Raw genomic sequence first — 17,939 nt, forward strand, 5'->3', positions numbered from 1 at the left:
CCCTTCGCGCCCGAACCCCCTTGATGTGAAAGGCCCTTGCTCCACCCATGGCTGAACTGGTGTTCTTCTCGGGCACGATGGACTGCGGCAAGTCGACGCTGGCGCTGCAGATGGACCACAACCACTCGGCGCGCGGCCGACAGGGCGTCATCCTGACCCGCAACGACCGGGCCGGCGCCGCCACCGTCTCCAGCCGGCTGGGCCTGCGCACCGACGCGGTCGAGGTGACGGACGACTTCGACTTCCACGGGCACGTGGTGCAGCGGCTGTCGGCGGGCGGCCGGGTGGACTACCTGATCTGCGACGAGGCCCAGTTCTTCGCCGCCGAGCAGGTGGACCAACTGGCCCGGGTGGTGGACGAGCTGGACATCGACGTCTACACCTTCGGCATCACCACCGACTTCCGCACCCGGCTGTTCCCCGGTTCGCAGCGGCTGATCGAGCTGGCCGACCGGGTGGAGGTGCTCCAGGTCGAGGCGCTCTGCTGGTGCGGCGCGCGGGCGACCCACAACGCCCGTACGGTCGGCGGCGTGATGGTGGTCGAGGGCGCCCAGGTGGTGATCGGCGACATCTCGGTGAGCGAGGACGAGATCGGCTACGAGGTGCTGTGCCGCCGCCACCACCGCCGCCGGATGACCGCCGCGACCGCCCGCGCCTCGGTGCTCTCCCCGGACGTGCTGCCCTTCGAGGAACAGCAGGCCTAGCTCGCCGCCGCTTCGAGCACCGAGAAGTGCCCGCCCTGCGGGTCGGCCAGCCGGGCGGCGCGGCCGCGGGCAGTGTCGTGCGGCTCGACCAGGACGCGGCCGCCGAGTTCGACGGTGCGACGGGTGGTCAGTTCGGCGTCCCGGACGGCGAAGTGGGTGCGCCAGCGCGGAGGGTGGCCGCGCAGGTCCGCGCGGTGGCGGATGCCCGCGACCGGGCGCCCGTGCACCAGCAGCGCGCTCTCGTCGGCAGCGGGCCGGACCGGCCGGTCGAGCACCGTGCCGTAGAAGACGGCGGCGCCGTCGGCGTCCGGGGTGAGCAGTTCGGCCCAGGCGGGGCCGCCGGGCTCAGTCCCGGCCTCCCGGCCGAGGTGCTCCTCGGCCTGCCAGAGGCCGAAGACGGCGCCGGAGAGGTCGGCGGCGATGGCCATCCGCCCGGCGTCGTCGGCCTGCAGCGGCCCGACCGCGACGGTGCCCCCGCACTCGCGCACCAATTGGGCGGTGCGGTCGGCGTCGTCCACGGCGAAGTAGGTGGTCCACTGCACCGGGAAGCCGGTGGTGCTGGAGACGCCGAGGCCGGCGACGGGGGTGCCGTCGAGCTCGGCCCGGACGTAGGCGCCGAGTTGGCCGGGCCCGGGGGAGTACGTCCAGCCGAGCAGTTCGCCGTAGAAGGCGCGCGCGCCGGGCAGGTCGTCGGTCAGCAGGCTGACCCAGCAGGGTGTGCCCTGGGCCAGTCGGAGTTCCACCGCGGGCAATGCGGGCCTCCTCACGGGTGTTGGGCGCACGGAGATCCGGGCGCGCGAGGGTGATGCTTCCACTCTGGCGCGTGCCCAACCCTCGACCCGCGCGGAAAGTCCGGCAAAGAGCGCACAAAGAGCCGTGGTTCGGGCGCGCTGCGCGACAATGGCCGGCATGACCACCTTCAACGACGGTTCCCCGCTGATCTCCGCGGCCGAGCTGCGGGAGGCGCTCGCCTCCACGCGGCCGCCGGTGCTGCTGGACGTGCGCTACCAGTTGGTCGGTGCCGCGCCGGGCGGCCCGACCGCGGCCGAGGAGTACCGGGCCGGGCACCTGCCCGGTGCCCACTTCGTCGAGCTGGACCGGGACCTCGCGGCCCCGCCCGGCGCCCCGGGCCGGGGCGGGCGCCACCCGCTGCCGGATCCGGAGGAGTTCGGCGCGGCGATGCGCGGCTTCGGGGTCAGCTCCGGGCGTCCGGTCGTGGTGTACGACGGTGCGGCGTCGATGGCGGCGGCGCGGGCCTGGTGGCTGCTGCGCTGGGCCGGGCACCCGAACGTCCGGGTGCTGGACGGCGGCTTCGCGGCCTGGCGGGCGGCCGGGCTGCCGGTGACGGCCGAGCTGCCGGAGCCGGCGGAGGGCGACTTCAAGCCCGTACCGGGGAAGTTGCCGACGCTGGACGCGGACGGTGCCGCGGCCCGGGCGCGCAGCGGGCTGCTGCTGGACGCCCGGTCGGGGGAGCGCTACCGGGGCGAGAGCGAGCCGGTGGACCCGCGGGCCGGACACATCCCGGGCGCGGTGTCGGCGCCGACCGCCGAGAACGTCGGCCCGGACGGCAGGTTCCGCCCGGCGGCCGAACTGCGGGCCCGGTTCCGGGCGTTGGGTGCGGCGGAGGGAGAGGTGGCGGTGTACTGCGGTTCGGGCGTGACGGCGGCGCACCAGATTCTGGCGATGGAGGTGGCGGGCCTGGACGCGGTGCTGTACCCGGGTTCGTGGAGCGAGTGGTCGAGCGACCCGGGCCGCCCGGTGGCGGTGACCGACCAGCCGGGCTGAGCCCGGACCTGCCGGAGGGGCGGGAGGCCCGGCCTCCCGCCCCTCCGGCACATGTCGGCTACTACTCCTGCTTCTTGCGCCGGCTGCCGAAGACGATCTCGTCCCAGCTGGGCACGGTGGCCCGGCGGCCGGGCCGGACGCCGTCCGCCTCGGCCTGCCGGTCGGTGGTGCCGACCAGGCGTTCGCGGTGCGGGGCGACGGCGCGCGGCATCAGGATGTCGGCGTAGGCGGAGCCCGCGCCGACCGCCGGGGCGGCGGCCGCGGCCGGTTCCTCGGTCTCCTCGGCGACCTCGGCGGGCACCGGTTCGATCGGGGCGGGGCCGCCCACGGCGAGGTCGCCGCGGAAGGCCGGCACGACGTCGAGCAGGCTGGTCAGCGAGTCCCGGGAATCGGCGGTGGCCTCGCGCGACTCGCGGACCTCGCGCGCCGACATGATGCGGTCGGCCGAGGGCCGGTCGATCATCGGGCGGGGCGGCCGGTCCTGGGGGAGCCGGGCGATCCGCGGGATGAACGGGAAGACCGAGTCCTCCTCGCGCTCGACCGCCTCGCCGATCAGCGCGCGGGCCTCGTCGTCGTTGGGCTGGACCAGGCGCCGGGGCGGGTCGTACGTCCAGGACGCGCTGCGGCCCTCGCCGTCGGCACGGTAGGAGAGGATGACCTCCCAGGTGCCGTCGTCGCGCCGCCAGGAGTCCCAGCGTTCGGTGTCCTTCTCGGCGCCGCGCAGGGCGAGCCGCTCGGCGACGGCCTCGCCGAGCTGCGGCCCGGGGGACTCGCCGTTGCGGCGGATGGCGGTCTTGCGGGCGCGCTCGGCCATGAAGGCGCGTTCGGCGAGGACCGGCCCCTCGAAGCGGCGGACCCGGTCGACGGAGATGCCGGCGGCCTGGGCGACCTCCTCGGCGGAGGCTCCGGCTCGTATCCGGGCCTGGATGTCCCGGGGGCGGAGGTGGCTCTCGACCTCGATCTCGATCTGGCCGAGGCGCGGCCGGTCGCCGCGGATGGCGGCGCGCAGCCGCTCGTCGATGGGGAGGGTGTACTCCGTGCTGTCGGCAGCCTTGAGCACCAGCCGTGTGCCGTCGTTGCTGACGGCCACAACCCGCAGTTCGGGCACGGTCACCTCCCGGGTTGTGCCTGCCGACGTCACCTGCGTCGCTGCTCCCGTACTGAGTGTGGCCTGCCCACTCGCGACTGGCCACAACCTTGCTGAGTTCCCCGGCGTGTCGGGCTTACGCCCGGCCACGCCGCTGTGGCACGGTTGCCTTTTTGCCACGCCATCCGTCGACGTCGCGCCTGGGCGTCCCGGCCGTCCTCGCACGCGGAGTGTTCGCGACGATCCGGGACCGGCGTCGCCGTGCGTGCCCGCTCAGTGGCTCTTCGTCAAGCTGCCGGTGAAGGCACAGTCGACAAGTCGACCCAAGGCTCGGGCTTTACGAACAGTACTCCATTCGTGGCATCCGGAGGGGCGGCTCGCCGCTCAAGTCTCCCGCGATTCACGGGAATCTCAAGAGCGCGCGCCCCCGACGGCGGACCACCGGCGGATGAACGGTGATCATCTTCACACAATCCGGGAGCGGAGAACCGCATTTTCGTCCCTTGTGTCCTTCTTTGGGCAAGATGGAGTGGCTTGTTCGAGTTGCAGTCGTACGGACCGAGGGATGTTGATGCCGGAGCGGAACCCCGCCGAGGAGGGCGGCAAGGAGGAGCGCAAGCGGCTCGACCTGAGTGTGGCTCAGGTCGTGGCGAGTGCGCTGGCCGCGGTGGTGGGCGCGCTGCTCGCCTCCGAACTCGGCGTGTACGGCACGATCATGGGCGCCGCGGTGGTCAGCATCGGGGCCACCACCGGCGGCGCGGTGTTCCAGCACGTGTTCCGGCGGACCGGTGAGCAGCTGCGCGAGGCGGTGGACCGCGGGCCGAACCAGACGGTGAACGGCCTGCGCCAGGTGCCGGTGGAGGAGCAACAGCAGCTCCCGGCTCAGGACCCGGCCCAGCACCCGGCGCAGGAGCCGGCCGGGCCGCCGGTGATCACCTCGGAGTGGAACGCGCCGCAGGTGGTGCGGGCGCGCCGGCGGCTGGGCTGGCGGGGCTACGCGGCGGTCTCCGGCCTGGTCTTCGTCCTGGCGATGACGCCGATCGTGGCGTTCGAGCTGGTCACCGGGCAGCCGGTGTCGGCGACGGTGAAGGGCGAGTCGGGTGACGGGACGTCCTTCGGCGGCACGGTGACGCGCAGGGACCCGCCGCCGCAGGACGTGCCGTCGCAGCGCCCGTCCACCGGGTACGGCTCGCAGGACGCGCCGTCCGACGGGGCCTCGGCCCCGGCGACGACGCGGCCGGGCCGGGAGCCGACCGCCACCCCGAGCGGCGGTGCGAGCGGGAGCGCGTCGCCCTCGGCGGGCCCGAGTTCGAGTGCGAGCCCGTCGGCCGGCGCCTCGCCGTCGGCGGGCGGCTCGGGCAGGCCCACCGGTGAGGCCACCCCGCAGCCGCCCGTGCCGAGCGACGCCCCGGCGAACGCGACGGTGCCCCCGCCCGCCACCGCGACCCCCTGACCCCCCGACTCCCTAGGCCCCCAGGACCCGCCGCAGGTAGTCGTTGCCGAAGACGCGTTGGGGGTCGACCTCGTCGCGCAGCGCGGTGAAGTCCCCGAAGTGCGGGTAGACGCCTGCCAGGTACTCGGCGTCGCGGGTGTGCAGCTTGCCCCAGTGCGGGCGGCCCTGATGGGCGGTCATCAGCTCTTCCACGCCGGTGAAGTAGCCCTGGTCGCGGGTGCCCCGGTAGAGGTGGACGGCGATGTAGGCGCTGTCCCGGCCGGAGGCGGTGGAGAGCCAGAGGTCGTCGGCGGGGGCGAAGCGCACCTCGACCGGGAAGCTGACCTTCCAGTCGGAGCGCTCGACCAGGGCCTTCAGCTCGCGCAGCACCCCGGCGACGGCCGCGCGCGGGACGGCGTACTCCATCTCCAGGAACCGGACCCTGCGCGGGCTGGTGAACACCTTGTACGCGGTGTCGGTGTAGCTGCGGTCGGACCAGGCGCGGCTGGCGAGCGAGGCGATCGAGGGGACGGCGCCGGGGAAGCGGCGGCCGACCCGGCAGGCGCCCTCCCAGACGGTGTTGGAGAGGAAGTCGTCCTCCAGCCACTCCTTGAACCGGGGCAGCGGGGCGGCCGGCCCCTGGCTGCGGTTGTTGCGCTTGGTCGCGCAGCGGTCGGTGTGCGGGAACCAGTAGAACTCGAAGTGCTCGTTGACGGCGGTGAGGTCGTCGAGGCGTTCCAGCACCTCGTCGAAGGCCATCGGCTGCTCGTGGGCGGTGAGCAGGAAGGCCGGTTCGACGCCGAAGGTGAGGGCGGTGATCACGCCGAGGGCGCCGAGGCCGAGCCGGGCGCCCTGGAAGAGCCGGGAGTTCTCGGTGGGGGAGCAGTGCCGGACGCTGCCGTCGGCGAGCACGATCTCCAGGGCGCGGATCTGGGCGGCGAGCGAGCCGGAGTCGCGGCCGGTGCCGTGGGTGCCGGTGCTGGTGGCGCCGGCGACGGTCTGGACCTCGATGTCGCCCATGTTGGTGAGGGAGAGGCCTTCGGCGGCGAGCAGGCGGTTGAGGCGGCTGAGCGGGAGGCCGGACTCGACGGTGACGGTGCCGGCCTCGCGGTCGAGTTCGCGGACGGCGGTGAGGGCGTGCGGCCGGATCAGCAGGCCGTCGCCGGGGGAGGCGATCGCGGTGAAGGAGTGGCCGGAGCCGACGGCCTTGACGCTGCGGCCCTGGTCGGCGGCGCGGGCGATCTCCCGGGCCAGTTCCGCCGCGGTGCCGGGGGTGGCGGTCCGGGCCGGCCGGGCGTTCTGGTTGCCGGCCCAGTTGGTCCACCGGGTGGGGGTCGCGGTGCTGGCCTGGGGCATTGCGCTGCCTCCTGCTCCGTGGCCGATCGGGTCGGCGCGGTCCGGTGCGGCCTGGTCCGACGGATCCCGGGAGACAGGCCCTACCCACGGGTAAGGGCCGCGGGTAGGGCGAGATTAGTCAGTTCACCGTTCGACGTCTACGGGTCGGCCGGGCGTTCCCCCGGCCAGGTCGGCGGGCTGCCCGGCGCCGAGTCCGGCGCGCAGTCGGCCGAGTCCGGCCAGGGCGGCGAGGGCCCCGAGCACGCCGGCGGTCAGCGGGACCCAGTAGCCGGCGGCGGCGCCGGAGGCGTCGATCACCCAGCCCGCGGCGGAGGAGCCGACCGCGACGCCGAGGGCCAGGCCGGTGGTGGTCCAGGTCATGCCCTCGGTGAGCTGGGCGGCCGGGACGAGCCGTTCGACCAGGGCCATCGCGGTGATCAGGGTGGGGGAGATGGCGATGCCGGCGACGAGCAGGGCGGCGCCGACCGCGACCAGTCCGCCGATGCCGTGCACGGTGTGGGCGACCAGCAGGATCGGCACCATGCTGAGCGCCATGAACAGCACGCCGAGGAAGAAGCGCTTCGCCATCGAGCCGGTGAGCTTGACCGCGCCGAACACCACCCCGGCCAGGCAGGAGCCGAGCGCCCACAGCGCGAGGATCACGCTGGAGACCGACTTGTGCCCCTGGGCCTCGGAGTAGGCGACGGTGACCACCTCGACCGAGCCGAAGATCGCGCCGGTGGCGACGAAGGTGAGGATCAGCACCTGGAGGCCGCGGTTGCGGATCACCGAGCTGCCCTGGTGCCGGGCGGCCTCGTGGACCGGGGGCTCGGTGGAGCGCTGACCGGCGAACAGCAGCACGCCGACGGTCAGGAAGATCCCGGCGAGCAGCACGCCGGCCTCCGGGAAGACGGAGGTGGCCAGGCCGATGGAGAGGATCGGGCCGACGATGAAGCAGACCTCGTCGACCACGGCCTCGAAGGAGTAGGCGGTGTGCAGCCGGTCGGGGTCCTCGCGGTAGAGGTGCGCCCAGCGGGCGCGGACCATGGCGCCGGTGCTCGGCATCACGCCCATGCCGGCGGCGAACACGAACAGCGTCCAGTCCGGGGCGTCCAGCCGGGCGCAGAGCAGCAGGCCGACGACGGAGCCGATGGTGAGGGCCATGGCCGGGACGATGATCCTCGCCTGGCCGTGCCGGTCCACCAGGCGGGAGACCTGGGGGCCCAGGACCGCGGCGGAGACGGCCAGGGTCGCCGAGACGAGTCCGGCCACGCCGTACGAGCCGCGCAGTTGGGACAGCATGGTCACGATGCCGATGCCGGTCATCGAGATCGGCAGTCGGGAGACGAAACCGGTGGAGGAGAAGGCCACGGTGCCGGGCGCGGCGAATATTCGGCGGTAGCTGGACAGCACGGGAGCTCCGGGCAGGGAGGGTAAGGAACAAGTCTGGTCTAGACAGCTTACGTACGTTGGCAAACGGTATTTTCCGGACGCCCGGGCGGCCCCGGCGCCGGTGTCCGACCCCTCAGTGGCAGGATCGGTGCCATGTCCGACGCGCGCAAACCCTCCTCCTCCGGCGCCGCCCCGTACGACGCCCTGCTGCTGCTGTCCTTCGGCGGGCCCGAGGCCCCCGAGGACGTCGTCCCGTTCCTGGAGAACGTCACCCGGGGCCGCGGCATCCCGAAGGAACGGCTCAAGGAGGTGGGCAAGCACTACTTCATGTTCGGCGGCGTCAGTCCGATCAACGAACAGAACCGGGAGCTGCTCGCCGCCCTGCGCAAGGACTTCGCCGAGCACGGGCTGGACCTCCCGGTGTACTGGGGCAACCGCAACTGGGCCCCGTACCTGGTGGACACCCTGCGGGAGATGGCCGGGGCCGGCCACCGGCGGATCGCCGTGCTCGCCACCAGCGCCTACGCCGGCTACTCGGGCTGCCGCCAGTACCGGGAGAACCTGGCCGACGCGCTGGCCGCCCTCGCCGAGGAGGGCGTCCCGGCGCTGACCGTCGACAAGCTGCGGCACTTCTACAACCACCCCGGCTTCGTCGAGCCGATGATCGAGGCCACCCTGGCGGCCCTGGCCGAGCTGCCCGAGGCCGTCCGGCCCGGCGCCCGGCTGGCCTTCACCACCCACTCCATCCCGGACGCGATGGCCGAGACCTCCGGTGCCCCGGACGACCCGGCCCGGGGCACCCCCGGCGGCGCCTACGTCGCCCAGCACCTGGACGTGGCCCGGCTGATCGCCGCGGCCGTCGCCGAGCGCACCGGCGTGGCCGACCGGCCGTGGCAGCTGGTGTTCCAGAGCCGCAGCGGCGCCCCGCACATTCCGTGGCTGGAACCGGACATCTGCGACCACCTGGAGGCCCAGCACGCCGACGGCGCGCCGGCCGTGGTGATGGTCCCGATCGGTTTCGTCTCCGACCACATGGAGGTCAAGTACGACCTCGACACCGAGGCCGTCGCCAAGGCCGCCGAACTGGGCCTGCCGGTCTCCCGCGCGGCCACCGTCGGCGCCGACCCGCGGTTCACCGCCGCGGTGCGCGAGCTGGTCCTGGAGCGGGCCGCCGTCGAGCGCGGCGAGGGCGTGACCCGCTGCGCCCTCGGCACCCTCGGCCCCGGCCACGACGTGTGCGCGGTGGCCTGCTGCCCCAACCCGCGCGCTCCGCGCCCGGCCGCCGCCGAGCGCTGACCCCCTTCCGGAGGAGAATCCCGTGCCCACCCCCGCCCAGCCCGACGACCGGCCCCTCGACGACCGGCTCCTCGACGACCTGCTGGACGTAGCCCTGGACGCGGCCCGCCGGGCCGGCGTCCTGCTGCGCGACGGCCGCCCCGCCGACCTCGGGGTGGCCGGCACCAAGAGCAGCCCGGTCGACGTGGTCACCGAGATGGACCTCGCCTCCGAGAAGCTCGTCCTGGAGCTGATCGCCGACCGCCGCCCCCAGGACGGCTACCTGGGCGAGGAGGGCGCCGAGCGGCCCGGCACCAGCGGGGTGCGCTGGGTCGTCGACCCGCTCGACGGCACGGTCAACTACCTCTACGGGCTGCCCTCCTGGGCGGTCAGCGTGGCCGCCGAGGTGGACGGCCGGGCCGTCGTCGGGGTGGTGTACGTCCCGGCCCGCGGCGAGCTGTTCCACGCCGTGCTGGGCCGCGGCGCCCACCTCGACGGCCGGCCGATCTCGACCCGCCCGGCCCCGCCCTGGGGCCAGGCGCTGATCGCCACCGGCTTCAACTACGTCCAGCCGGTGCGGGTGCGCCAGGCCGAGGTGCTGCTGGCCCTGATGCCCGAGGTGCGGGACGTCCGCCGGGCCGGGGCGGCCGCCGTCGACCTGTGCGACGTGGCCGCCGGGCGGCTGGACGGCTACTACGAGCGCGGGCTCGCCCCCTGGGACCGCGCGGCCGGCTGCCTGATCGCCACCGAGGCGGGTGCGCTGGTCGGCGGCCGCCCCGGGCACGGTCCGGACGGCGAGCTGACCGTGGCCGCCGCCCCGGGCGTGTACGAGCCCTTGCAGGAGCGGCTGGCCGCGCTGCGCGCCTGGGCGGACTGACCCGGGCCCGGGACGCGGGACGCGGGACGTGGGACGTGGGACGCCGGGCCATCCGGAAACCGGAGGGCCCGGCGAGCCCCCGCGGACAGGCGCGCGGAAAGGCCGACGGACAGGCGCGCGGAAAAGACCGGCGGACATGCGAAGAGCCCTGGCACACGGGGGATGCCAGGGCTTGGGGTTTCGCACGGCCCCCGCAGGGCCGCTGGTGCCGGAGTGCCGGCGTGTCGGGTCAGGCGGCGGTGCGGTGGCGGTCCAGCACGGTGTCCACACCGTGCTCGGCGGCCAGACGACGGAGATCGTCCAGCTCGGACTGCTCCACCTCGGCGAGGAACTCGTCCCCGGCCTCGATCGCGCGGTGCAGGTCCTGCTCGGCATTGGCTATGCGCTGCAGGATTCCGGCCTTGAAGGCGTCCATACGGGCCCCCTTACTGTGTCGGACGTGCACGGTCGTGCGCTCTCCGCCCCGAGGAGGGTCCAGCCGGTGAATGCGTCCGGTCCGAGGAGTGGTGGATCTCCGGTCGGGCGCGGAGACGGCCCTTCGGCCGCTCCCGGTGAATTCCCAGCCCCAGGGCCGGCGCGGATGAACGCACGGCGGGTGGGTGCGATCGGCCAACAAGCCAGATCGCGGGTGTGCAGCTGTCCTCCCCGCCCGGGGGGCCGGGAAACCTCCCGGCGGAAGAAAGTTGCCCGTGTCACAGTCCAAGCGGAGCGCTCCCGGCACGAACGGTCACCGTCGCGGGGCCCGGGCCTCCTGCCCGAGGGGCAGCTTATCGCTGCTTTACCGCAGGACCAGGCAGGATGGAGGCACCGTCGGAGCCGTGCGTCCGCTTTCCGGGGCCGGCCTGGAGAAGGGACAACGACCGTGCGGGTTCTCGTCGTCGAGGACGAGCAGCTGCTCGCCGAGGCTGTCGCGACCGGCCTGCGCCGCGAGGCGATGGCCGTCGACGTGGTGTACGACGGGGAGGCCGCGCTCCAGCGCATCGCGGTCAACGACTACGACGTGGTGGTCCTGGACCGCGACCTCCCACTGGTCCACGGCGACGACGTCTGCCGCAAGGTGGTCGAGCAGGGACTGGCCACCCGGGTGATCATGCTGACCGCCTCCGGCGACATCAGCGACCGGGTCGAGGGCCTGGAGATCGGCGCCGACGACTACCTTCCGAAGCCGTTCGCCTTCAGCGAACTCGTCGCCCGGGTAAGGGCGCTGGGCCGCCGCGCGACCATCCCGCTGCCCCCGGTGCTGGAGCGGGCCGGGATCTCGCTCGACCCCGGCAGGCGCGAGGTGATCCGGGAGGGGCGCACCGTCCAGCTCGCCCCCAAGGAGTTCGCCGTCCTGGAGGTGCTGATGCGGGCCGGCGGCGCCGTCGTCTCCGCCGAGCAGCTCCTGGAGAAGGCCTGGGACGAGCACACCGACCCGTTCACCAACGTCGTGCGGGTCACCGTGATGACGCTGCGCCGCAAGCTCGGCGACCCGCCGGTGATCGTCACCGTGCCCGGTTCCGGCTACCGGATCTGACCGGAACCCGCCCCCCGGAACCCGCCCCCCGGAGTCCGTCCCCCCGGAGTCCGCCTGCCGGACTCCGCCCCGGGATCCGCCCCCGAGGATCCCCCGCCGTACCCAGCGCCCGCCCCGGCGGACGCTCGAGAGGACCATCATGACCACCCCGCCGCCCCCGGCCGGCGGGCCCTCCGGCGCGCCCGCCGGCGGCCCGCGCGCCGTACCGCCCAGGCCCGTGCACCCGCCCCGCCAGTCCCGCCCGCACCCGCCCGAGACCTACGTCCCCGGTGACGGCCTGCTCGCCTGGCTGCCCTTCCGCCCGACCATCCGGATGCGGCTCACCCTGCTCTACGGCGGGGTGTTCCTGATGGCCGGCGTGGTCCTGCTGCTGGTGATGTACTTCTTCGTCCAGCAGGCGCTCCAGCAGGTCGGCCAGCCGCACCTGGTGCTCAACGGCATCCCCGTGCGGACGGCGGACGGCCAGGTCATCACCACCCAGTCCGCACTCGACCAGTGGCTGAACGACCAGCGGTCCTTCCAGGCCAACCAGGCGCTCAACACCCTGCTGCGCAAGCTGCTCACCGTGCTGGTCTGCCTCGCCGTGATCGCCTTCGCGGCCGGCTACGCGATGGCCGGCCGGGTGCTGCGCCCGCTCGGCCGGATCACCCGCACCGCCCGTGACGTCGCGTCCTCCGACCTGCACCGCCGGATCGAGCTGGACGGCCCGGACGACGAGCTCAAGGAGCTCGCCGACACCTTCGACGACATGCTGGACCGGCTGGACCGCTCCTTCGACTCCCAGCGCCGCTTCGTCGCCAACGCCTCGCACGAGCTGCGCACCCCGCTGGCGATCAACCGCACCCTGCTGGAGGTCCAGCTCTCCGACCCGGCCGCCTCGCCCGACCTCCAGCAGCTCGGCAAGACCCTGCTGGCCACCAACGAGCGCAGCGAGCAGCTGGTCGAGGGCCTGCTGCTGCTCGCCCGCAGCGAGAACGAACTGACCGACCGGCGCGCCGTGGAGCTGTCCGAGGTGGCCACCCGGGCGCTGGAGCAGACCCGGGGCGAGGCCGACAAGCGGGAGGTCGAGCTGCGTTCCAAGCTCGACCCGGCGGTGGTCGCGGGCAACGGCGTGCTGCTGGAGCGGCTGGCGCTCAACCTGCTGCAGAACGCGGTCCGCTACAACACCCCGGGCGGCTGGGTCGAGCTGGCCACGGCCACCGTGCCGGGCGGCGGCGAGCTGGTGGTCTCCAACACCGGCCCGGTGGTGCCCGGGTACGAGCTGGAGCACATCTTCGAGCCGTTCCGCCGGATCAAGGGCGCCGACCGCACCCGCAGCGACAAGGGGGTCGGTCTGGGGCTGTCCATCGTCCGCTCGGTGGTGCGCGCCCACGGCGGCACCATCGAGGCCACCCCGCGCGCCGGGGGCGGCCTCACCATGCGGGTGCGGATTCCGTCCCCGTAGCCGCCCCACGGCGCCGTTCTGCGCCCCGGGGCGGGTCCGACACGCCCCAACAGCCCCGGACGCTGCCGCGTTCCGTGGGCGACCGTTTCCAGCCGCCCCCGCCAGGCCTGTCAAGACGACATAAGGCCTGGCGGGGGCGGCTTGTCTTTTCCGCCCCAAGCAACTTACGGTGTCGTAACCTACGCAACCGTAAGTGCGCCCGGCCGGTTCGCCCGCCGACGGCTCCGACACGACGCGTGCCCGCCCAACGCGCCCGTCCAGCGCGTGAATCCGTCCCCAGGAGCAAGACCGTGACCATCGTCCCTCTGCAGAGCAGCCCCTCGCTCGGATCGAGCGGCTGGACCGACGCGCGGCTGATCCTGGCCCTCGAAGAGGTCGTCGAGAAGGAGCTCAACCGCCACCTGACCGTGGCCAAGGAGTGGATGCCGCACGAGTTCGTCCCGTGGAGCCAGGGCCGCGACTTCGACGGCGTGCTGGGCGGCGAGGCCTGGTCGCTGGACCAGTCCCAGGTGACCCCGCTCGGCCGGGTCTCGCTGGTGGTGAACCTGCTCACCGAGGACAACCTCCCCAGCTACCACCACGAGATCGCGACCATGTTCGGCCGCGAGGGCGCCTGGGGCACCTGGGTGCACCGCTGGACCGCCGAGGAGGGCCGGCACGGGATAGCCATCCGTGACTTCCTGCTCGCCACCCGGGCCGTCGACCCGGTGGAGCTGGAGCGGGCCCGGATGTCCCACATGTCCGAGGGCTTCGAGTCCGACAACGCCCACAGCATGCTGCACTCGGTCGCGTACGTGGCCTTCCAGGAGCTCGCGACCCGCATCTCGCACCGCAACACCGGCAAGTACGCGGGCGACCCGCTGTGCGACCAGCTGCTGGCGAAGATCGCCAACGACGAGAACCTGCACATGGTCTTCTACCGGAACCTGCTGAAGGCCGCCCTGGAGCTCGCCCCGGACCAGGCCATGCGCGCCATCGCCGACGTGGTGATCAACTTCCGGATGCCCGGCCACGGGATCCCCGGCTTCGAGCGCGCCGCCGCCCAGATCGCCATCGGCGGGGTGTACAACCTGCGCATCCACCACGACGACGTGCTCCAGCCGGTGCTGCGGCACCTGCGGGTGATGGAGATCGACGGCCTCGGTCCGGAGGGCGTGCTGGCGCAGAACGAACTGGGCGTCTTCCTGGACGGGCTGGACGCCCAGGCGCGCAAGTTCGAGGAGCGCCAGGCCGCGCTGCTGGCCCGCCGGGAGGCCCGCCGCAACGCCGGCTAGGAGGCCCGCGGGGGCGCTCCCGCCGAGCCGTCACGCCCCCTGGGGGAGGGGGCGGAGTGGGTGGATTTTCCGTGGTTTGCCCCGGAAGATTCTGAACGTGACCAAGCTCACACCGTGTCGCTCCACGGCGCCGGCCGACCCCGGAGAGTGATCACCCCAACGAGGGCACCGATCGCGGTCCGTGATCGGAATTCGGTCTGCTGTCGGTCCGTCGGATTGGTCGGCATCCCTGGTGGGCAAGGGATTCGACGGACACCTGTACGGGCTTCGCTCACTGTGAGTCGCCGGTTCGAAGGGCGCGCGGGGGCTCTACGATGGCCCTGCGTGAGGCCTTCCACGCCCCGGAGGATCACCCCAACGGAGCCCTGGCTGAGTGTCGATTGAGTAACGGGGCTTGAAGTAAGGCAAAATCTCCGCCTCGGGTCGGGCACAAGACCGACCCCCCATGCGTTACGTGCGCTGGAGATACCGCACACACCGCACAACCCGGAGGGGGAGAGCGAAAAATGGCAACCGACTACGACACCCCACGCAAGACCGACGACGAGCTCAACGAAGACAGCATCGAGGAGCTCAAGGCTCGGCGGAACGACAAGGGCGGCGGCTCCGTCGACGTCGACGAGTTCGACGCCGCCGAGGGCATGGAGCTGCCCGGTGCCGACCTCTCGAACGAGGAGCTCGCCGTCCGTGTCCTGCCCAAGCAGGCCGATGAGTTCACCTGCATGAGCTGCTTCCTGGTCCACCACCGCAGCCAGCTGTACAGCGAGAAGAACGGCAACCCGATCTGCCGGGACTGCGGCGCCTGAGCACCGCAGCGGACAGCGCCAGGTGCCCGTGGCTCCCGCGGCACCGGCACACCGCCCCTTCCGGCCCCGGGCAGCGGGGCCGGACGGCAGGTCCGCGGTCCGTCCTGGCGGACGGACCCGGGAGGACGGAGTCGGCCGGCCACGAGTCGGCCAGGACAAAGTCGTAGGGACGGTCCCGCAGCAGCGGAACCGTCCCTCTCGGTTTTTCGGGGCCCGTTCGCGGGGCCCACGGGCGCGTCGGTCAGGTGCGGGCGCCGCGCCGGGCCTCCTCCAGCGCCTCGGCCAGCTTCATCGGCGAGCGCGTCGACAGGTACAGGTACGGCGTCGGGTCGGCCGGATCGCTCACCTCGACCCGCAGCGCCGTCGGGACGTAGCTGCGCAGCAGCATGAAGGCGCGGGGATCGGCCTTCGGACCGCGCCAGGCCGCCGCCTCGGCGGGGCTCAGCGCGTGGGCGGCACCCAGCGCGTCCACCGGGATCCGGGCCGGTCCGGCCACCAGCGAGCCCTGCACCACGCGGATCCGCGCCGAGCCGTAACTGCTGATCGCCACCGCGCCGATGGCGATGCCGGCCACCAGGCCGACCAGGGTGGCCGGTCCGCTGACCCGGATCAGGATCAGTGCCAGGGTCAGACCGACTGCGACCGGGAGCAGCCACCAGGAGCGAGGCACCGTGAGGCGTTCGTCGTACATGCCCCCATTGTGGTCGCCCTGACGCCCGGAGCGGGACGCCACCCCCACCGGAGGCCTTGCTACCCCTGGGTAGGCTGGGGAGCCGTGACCGGTACGACCACCCCCACCACCCCCACCGACCGGCCGGCGCCCGCGTTGCCGCCGACCCCGAACCCGACCCCGACCACCCCGCCCCCGGACGCCGTGATCCCGGAGCGCCACCCCCAGGCGCCCGCCCCCGGCACCCACCTCGGCTCCCACTACGAGCACTGCTTCGGCTGCGGCCCCCAGCACCCCGGCGGCCTGCGGATCGACGCGGTGGCCGGCGAGGGCCTGGACGTCACCGCCGAGTTCCACGTCCGGGACGTGCACCAGGGCGGCCCCGGGCTGGCCCACGGCGGCGTGCTGACCACGGCGATGGACGAGACCCTCGGAACGCTGAACTGGCTGCTGCACGCGCCCGCGGTGACCGGCCGGCTGGAGACCGACTTCCTCAGCCCGGTGCCCGTCGACTCGGTGCTGCACCTGCGCGCCTGGATCACCGGGGTGCGCGGCCGCAAGATCTACAGCGCCGCCGAGGGGCGGATCGGCGGCCCGGACGGACCGGTCGCCGTGCGTGCGCAGGCGCTCTTCATCCAGGTGAAGCTGGAACACTTCACCTCGCACGGTCGTCCCGAGGACATCGAGAAGGTCCTCGACGACCCGGATCTGATGAAGCGCGCACGAGCCTTTGAGGTGAACCCTTGAGCGAGACCCCCCGTCCGCAGCTGGACGTCCTGATCAGGCGCATCGACGCCGAGCTGCCGCTGCCCGAGTACGCGCAGCCCGGGGACGCCGGTGCCGACCTGCGGACCACCGTCGACGCCGAGCTGGCCCCCGGTGAGCGGGCGGTGCTCCCCACCGGCATCGCCGTCGCCCTGCCGGACGGCTACGCGGCCTTCGTCCACCCGCGCTCAGGGCTGGCAGCTCGTTGCGGAGTTGCCCTCGTGAACGCCCCGGGGACGGTCGATGCCGGGTACCGTGGAGAGATCAAGGTGATCGTCGTCAATCTGGACCCGCGCGAGGGGGTCAGCTTCCGCCGAGGGGACCGGATCGCCCAGCTGGTCATCCAGCAGGTCGAGAAGGCCCGCTTCCACGAGGTGGCCGAGCTGCCGGGGTCGGCACGCGCCGAGGGCGGGTTCGGGTCGACCGGTGGCCACGCCGCGGTCTAGCATTCCCGCGGCCTCGCAGGAAGCCGAGCAGGTATTCGCATCGGTCTTGGACCGGGAAGGACAGTGACCGTGTTCCGTCGTCGCCAGAAGAGCGAGGACGCTGTCGAGCAGCTCGCCGACGACGCCATCAGCGCCGACGAGACGGCCGATGACGTCGAAGGTTCCGCCGAGAGCGAGAACGTGACCGAGCTGGACCCGGCCGACAAGGTCGGCCTGCCGCCGGCCCCGCGGCCGGACGGCCCGTGGGACCACTCCGAGCTGGAGACGCCGGAGGAGGGACGAGTCGACCTCGGGGGTCTGCTGGTCCCCGGCGTCGAGGGCATGGAACTCCGCGTCGAGGTCGCCGGTGACGCGATCGTCGCGGCCACCCTGGTACTCGGCAACAGCGCCATCCAGCTCCAGGCCTTCGCGGCCCCGAAGTCGGAGGGCATCTGGGGGGAGGTCCGCGAGGAGATCGCCAACGGCATCACCTCGCAGGGCGGCCTGATCGAGGAGGAGGAGGGCCCGCTCGGCTGGCACCTCCGTGCCCAGGTCCCGGTGCAGCTGCCGGACGGCACCCAGGGCGTGCAGCTGGTGCGCTTCGTCGGCTGCGACGGGCCGCGCTGGTTCCTGCGCGGTGTGATCTCGGGCCAGGCCGCCGTGCAGCCCGAGATGGCCGGGATCCTGGAGCAGGTCTTCCGGCAGACCGTCGTCGTCCGTGGTGAGACCCCGATGGCTCCGCGCGACCCGATCGTGCTGAAGCTCCCCGAGGACGCCCAGATGGTCGCCGACGGTGGTGGGGCGGCCGCCGCCGCTGCGGCCGAGGGCGAGGGCCGTTACGGCTCGCTCGACCCGTTCGCGCGCGGCCCGGAGATCACCGAGGTCCGCTGACCGCCTCGCCGGTGGTCCACCGCTGACCGGTTGTCACTGCTGATCGCCTCCGCCCGGCCCCCGGGCGGAGGCGATTTGCATGTGGCGGGTCGGTCCCCGTACAGTTCCGGAGTCGCCGCGGGAGACCGGGGCGACAAAGCGGAAAGCGAATCCGATGAATGAAACTCCGGAAAACGGAGCGGAAAACATCTGATAAGCTGGAAACACGAAAGAACGAAGCGCCCGGAGGGCCCGCTGGAAGGCGGTCCGAAGGAAGCGTCC

18 protein-coding genes are annotated in these 17,939 nt (G+C 73.3%); 12 read left to right on the top strand and 6 right to left on the bottom strand.

Features of this window, described 5'->3' with window-relative positions:
• The first annotated feature begins 47 nt into the window (after positions 1-47).
• Positions 48-704, top strand: a complete 657-nt coding sequence (locus AB0F71_RS23375) for a thymidine kinase (RefSeq protein ID WP_360237606.1) — start codon at positions 48-50, stop codon at positions 702-704.
• On the opposite strand, the gene AB0F71_RS23380 is transcribed toward AB0F71_RS23375, so the two are convergent.
• On the bottom strand, positions 701-1,447 hold the full coding sequence (locus tag AB0F71_RS23380; RefSeq protein ID WP_360237638.1) for a VOC family protein: 747 nt from the start codon (positions 1,445-1,447) through the stop codon (positions 701-703). The two genes, AB0F71_RS23375 and AB0F71_RS23380, sit on opposite strands and share 4 nt — an antisense overlap.
• Positions 1,448-1,613: 166 nt before the next feature.
• Here AB0F71_RS23380 and AB0F71_RS23385 point away from each other — a divergent pair, with 166 nt between their 5' ends.
• On the top strand, positions 1,614-2,489 hold the full coding sequence (locus AB0F71_RS23385) for a sulfurtransferase (protein ID WP_360237608.1): 876 nt from the start codon (positions 1,614-1,616) through the stop codon (positions 2,487-2,489).
• Positions 2,490-2,550: 61 nt separating this feature from the next.
• Here AB0F71_RS23385 and sepH read toward each other — a convergent pair whose 3' ends face one another.
• Positions 2,551-3,630 carry a septation protein SepH gene (gene sepH / locus AB0F71_RS23390; protein ID WP_360237610.1) on the bottom strand — a complete coding sequence of 360 codons (1,080 nt, stop codon included), beginning with the start codon at positions 3,628-3,630 and terminating at the stop codon, positions 2,551-2,553.
• 517 nt (positions 3,631-4,147) lie between these two features.
• On the opposite strand from sepH, the gene AB0F71_RS23395 reads away from it, so the two are divergent.
• Positions 4,148-5,029 carry a hypothetical protein gene (locus tag AB0F71_RS23395; protein ID WP_360237612.1) on the top strand — a complete coding sequence of 294 codons (882 nt, stop codon included), beginning with the start codon at positions 4,148-4,150 and terminating at the stop codon, positions 5,027-5,029.
• A 12-nt stretch (positions 5,030-5,041) separates the two neighbouring features.
• Here AB0F71_RS23395 and AB0F71_RS23400 read toward each other — a convergent pair whose 3' ends face one another.
• Both AB0F71_RS23400 and AB0F71_RS23405 read right to left on the bottom strand, forming a co-directional pair.
• The gene (locus AB0F71_RS23400; RefSeq protein ID WP_360237614.1) at positions 5,042-6,364 is read right to left on the bottom strand and encodes a D-arabinono-1,4-lactone oxidase; all 1,323 of its coding nucleotides are present in this window, start codon (positions 6,362-6,364) and stop codon (positions 5,042-5,044) included.
• A gap of 123 nt (positions 6,365-6,487) precedes the next feature.
• Complete coding sequence (locus AB0F71_RS23405) at positions 6,488-7,756, bottom strand: MFS transporter (RefSeq protein WP_360237616.1); 1,269 nt, start codon at positions 7,754-7,756, stop codon at positions 6,488-6,490.
• Between the two features lie 132 nt (positions 7,757-7,888).
• Here AB0F71_RS23405 and AB0F71_RS23410 point away from each other — a divergent pair, with 132 nt between their 5' ends.
• Positions 7,889-9,031: a ferrochelatase gene (locus AB0F71_RS23410; RefSeq protein WP_360237618.1), complete on the top strand. Its 1,143-nt coding sequence runs from the start codon at positions 7,889-7,891 to the stop codon at positions 9,029-9,031.
• A gap of 22 nt (positions 9,032-9,053) precedes the next feature.
• Positions 9,054-9,887 (top strand): inositol monophosphatase family protein, encoded by an 834-nt coding sequence (locus tag AB0F71_RS23415; protein WP_360237620.1) that lies wholly within the window; start codon positions 9,054-9,056, stop codon positions 9,885-9,887.
• A 229-nt stretch (positions 9,888-10,116) separates the two neighbouring features.
• Here AB0F71_RS23415 and AB0F71_RS23420 read toward each other — a convergent pair whose 3' ends face one another.
• Positions 10,117-10,302: a hypothetical protein gene (locus AB0F71_RS23420; protein ID WP_030285471.1), complete on the bottom strand. Its 186-nt coding sequence runs from the start codon at positions 10,300-10,302 to the stop codon at positions 10,117-10,119.
• 447 nt (positions 10,303-10,749) lie between these two features.
• Between AB0F71_RS23420 and AB0F71_RS23425 the strand changes: the two genes are divergently transcribed.
• The 4 genes from AB0F71_RS23425 (at position 10,750) to AB0F71_RS23440 (ending at position 14,927) form a co-directional block, all read left to right on the top strand.
• Positions 10,750-11,403 (top strand): response regulator transcription factor, encoded by a 654-nt coding sequence (locus AB0F71_RS23425; RefSeq protein WP_030285473.1) that lies wholly within the window; start codon positions 10,750-10,752, stop codon positions 11,401-11,403.
• Positions 11,404-11,542: 139 nt separating this feature from the next.
• Positions 11,543-12,847, top strand: coding sequence for a HAMP domain-containing sensor histidine kinase (locus tag AB0F71_RS23430; protein ID WP_360237622.1), 1,305 nt, complete (start codon positions 11,543-11,545; stop codon positions 12,845-12,847).
• A 290-nt stretch (positions 12,848-13,137) separates the two neighbouring features.
• Positions 13,138-14,121 carry an acyl-ACP desaturase gene (locus tag AB0F71_RS23435; protein ID WP_360237624.1) on the top strand — a complete coding sequence of 328 codons (984 nt, stop codon included), beginning with the start codon at positions 13,138-13,140 and terminating at the stop codon, positions 14,119-14,121.
• A gap of 506 nt (positions 14,122-14,627) precedes the next feature.
• Positions 14,628-14,927, top strand: coding sequence for a DUF4193 domain-containing protein (locus AB0F71_RS23440; protein ID WP_030057692.1), 300 nt, complete (start codon positions 14,628-14,630; stop codon positions 14,925-14,927).
• A 241-nt stretch (positions 14,928-15,168) separates the two neighbouring features.
• Here AB0F71_RS23440 and AB0F71_RS23445 read toward each other — a convergent pair whose 3' ends face one another.
• A complete protein-coding gene (locus tag AB0F71_RS23445; protein ID WP_360237626.1) occupies positions 15,169-15,618 on the bottom strand; it encodes a DUF3093 domain-containing protein in 450 nt (149 codons plus the stop codon).
• Positions 15,619-15,753: 135 nt separating this feature from the next.
• On the opposite strand from AB0F71_RS23445, the gene AB0F71_RS23450 reads away from it, so the two are divergent.
• The 3 genes from AB0F71_RS23450 to AB0F71_RS23460 all read left to right on the top strand — a co-directional run bounded on the left by AB0F71_RS23450 (position 15,754) and on the right by AB0F71_RS23460 (position 17,678).
• The gene (locus AB0F71_RS23450; protein ID WP_360237640.1) at positions 15,754-16,344 is read left to right on the top strand and encodes a PaaI family thioesterase; all 591 of its coding nucleotides are present in this window, start codon (positions 15,754-15,756) and stop codon (positions 16,342-16,344) included.
• Positions 16,341-16,808 (top strand): dUTP diphosphatase, encoded by a 468-nt coding sequence (dut, locus tag AB0F71_RS23455; protein WP_360237628.1) that lies wholly within the window; start codon positions 16,341-16,343, stop codon positions 16,806-16,808. The genes AB0F71_RS23450 and dut overlap by 4 nt, the downstream gene beginning before the upstream one ends.
• A 69-nt stretch (positions 16,809-16,877) precedes the next feature.
• Positions 16,878-17,678 carry a DUF3710 domain-containing protein gene (locus tag AB0F71_RS23460; protein WP_360237630.1) on the top strand — a complete coding sequence of 267 codons (801 nt, stop codon included), beginning with the start codon at positions 16,878-16,880 and terminating at the stop codon, positions 17,676-17,678.
• Positions 17,679-17,939 lie beyond the last annotated feature (261 nt).

Origin of the sequence: Kitasatospora sp. NPDC028055 (assembly GCF_040637885.1) — a bacterium.
Lineage (GTDB): Bacteria > Actinomycetota > Actinomycetes > Streptomycetales > Streptomycetaceae > Kitasatospora.